Genomic DNA, 1,428 nt, shown 5'->3' on the forward strand with positions numbered 1-1,428 from the left:
CAATGCGCAGCCGCAGGGACTGGATCAGCTGGTCATGAGCGCGCAACGTGGCCGAGATCTTCGCGTTCTCCGCCTGCAACGCCAAGATCAGCGCCTTCAAACGCGCCGGATCATCGGGAAGGATTTGGGCCGTATTCGACATGCGCCCGGCTACCACAAGGCAGGCGGAATGGCCATAAAAACAAGGCGTTTCAGCGGGATAAATCAGCCGACGCGGGCTGGTGGCGCGCCCCAATCCGGCCTGCGCCAGTCAAAGCGGATCCGCACGGTGATGTGGGTGTGCCGCGCCTGAGATGCGGACCCGCGCGGGTTGCGCGAATCGGTTCGTGTTCCGGCGCTGTGGCCCGCTGAAAAGAACAGGCGGCGAACGCAAAGCGTCCACCGCCTGTTCTTGAAAGGGACCGGCTTTCGCGCAATGGTCTGGCTGTCATCCGCCAGACCCGTGCGATGTCACCCGAAAGCGGACCGGTGTCAGCTCGCGCTGTCCTCACGGTTCTGGTTGGTTTCGAATAGGAACCAAAGCCGCTTTTCAGCTTCATCAATATAGCCTTCAAGCAGACCAGCAGAGGCGATGTCATCCGCCGCGTCGGTCACGGCATGGGCATTGCGGATGGTCTTGATGAGCGCCTTGTTGTCGGCGATCAGCTCATTGAACATGGCTTCAGGAGAGACGAAACCATCATTGTTCTCGGTCAGCGTGGTGAGCTTGAGCACCTCGGCATAGGAGTGGATGGTGGGCGCGCCCAGCTTGCGCACGCGCTCGGCCAGAGCGTCAAAGGTGGCGAAAATGGTGCCGGCCTGCTCGTCCAGAAGCAGGTGATAGTCGCGGAAATGCTTGCCGCTGACATGCCAGTGGAAATTCTTCGTCTTCAGATACAGAACGAAGGCATCGGCCAGCACCTGGTTCAGGGCTGCGGCAACCTTTGCGACATGGGCCGGTTCAAGGTCGGTGGGGGTGGCAAGGGCGCCGCCGCCAGCTTTCTTGGAGAGTGAACGCACGACAGTCATAAACGTACTCCTTCTCTTCGCTTTCCTAACGATGACTCAGTTTTTCCGAAAAAGCAAAGCTTTGGCGGCTTAATTCATATGTACGGAAACATGTCGGAAATAGAGAAACTTAGCCGACATTCCCCAAGTGGCCTGCCGCTTGACTTCAAGATCGCCTGATTTTGCTCGCTGGGCAAGCGTTTTTCGCCCCGAGCGGTGTCTGTCGTCGCGCAAACGGCCGAAGTCGGGTGGATCAAGCCTCGAACCCGCAGCATTCTGGCCCGGCAGAGCCGCTTTTCCGCGCGGCAGACGGACCTGTCCTGCCGCTTTCGTTCAGCTTGGGCATGGATCGTGGTCATGCGCATGACGGAGGCGTTCGAAGACGGCGGATGGCGGCAAGGACGGCCCGCACCATCGGGCCGGTGACGGCGACCTCGGCCA

General features: G+C 60.1%; 2 protein-coding genes. Both read right to left on the reverse strand.

All coding sequences use genetic code 11. The features are described 5' to 3' along the window. Nucleotides 1-235 (reverse strand): hypothetical protein (locus tag AQY21_RS29265; protein WP_152988068.1); only part of this gene is annotated, 235 nt, incomplete at its 3' end. A gap of 236 nt (nucleotides 236-471) precedes the next feature. Continuing rightward, nucleotides 472-1,008, reverse strand: coding sequence for a Dps family protein (locus AQY21_RS02165; protein WP_058096216.1), 537 nt, complete (start codon nucleotides 1,006-1,008; stop codon nucleotides 472-474). Between the last annotated feature and the right edge of the window lie 420 nt (nucleotides 1,009-1,428).

The sequence above is a fragment of the Paracoccus sp. MKU1 genome, assembly GCF_001447385.1.
Taxonomy (GTDB): domain Bacteria; phylum Pseudomonadota; class Alphaproteobacteria; order Rhodobacterales; family Rhodobacteraceae; genus Paracoccus.